The sequence below is a fragment of the Streptomyces luteosporeus genome, assembly GCF_039532865.1.
Taxonomy (GTDB): Bacteria; Actinomycetota; Actinomycetes; order Streptomycetales; family Streptomycetaceae; genus Streptomyces; species Streptomyces luteosporeus.
The window spans coordinates 1-616 of the sequence record NZ_BAAASL010000074.1 but is presented as its reverse complement, the minus strand read 5'-3'; the positions used below and the strand labels follow the sequence as shown (position 1 = coordinate 616).

At 51.5% G+C, this 616-nt stretch carries 1 protein-coding gene; it reads right to left on the bottom strand.

Annotated elements, in window-relative coordinates:
* Positions 1-229 precede the first annotated feature (229 nt).
* Positions 230-562: a type II toxin-antitoxin system toxin endoribonuclease PemK-mt gene (pemK-mt, locus tag ABD361_RS30490; protein WP_000439434.1), complete on the bottom strand. Its 333-nt coding sequence runs from the start codon at positions 560-562 to the stop codon at positions 230-232.
* Between the last annotated feature and the right edge of the window lie 54 nt (positions 563-616).

Here is a 616-nt window from a genome sequence, read left to right as displayed (position 1 = left end):
CATCATACACTAAATCAGTAAGTTGGCAGCATCACCGGAACTTCAAAACTGCGCAAAACACGCAAATACGCACAAGAAAGTAGGGCTGCGCTTGGAATTCGGAAAATAAACCACATCAAAACTACTTTTTAGCCAAATAACGTTTGGGAATCACCAGAATGGTGGGACAACAGCGGTTTTAGTGCCCTAAATCGTACGTTTTCATCCAGTTGCCCCTCAAACCCCATGTTCAAGTCAGAATAGTGGACAGGCGGCCAAGAACTTCGTTCATGATAGTCTCCGGAACCCGTTCGAGTCGTTTTCCGCCCCGTGCTTTCATATCAATTGTCCGGGGTTGATCGCAACGTACAACACCTGTGGTACGTATGCCAACACCATCCAACGACACCGCAAAGCCGGCAGTGCGGGCAAAATTGCCTCCGCTGGTTACGGGCACAACAACAGGCAGGCGGGTCACGCGATTAAAGGCCGCCGGTGTGACAATCAGCACCGGCCGCGTTCCCTGCTGCTCATGACCTGCGGTAGGATCAAGCGAGACAAGCCAGATTTCCCCTCTTTCCATGTCAGATTTCCTCCTGACCAGTCGCCGGTGCATCCAGCCATTCTCGTTCTTCAG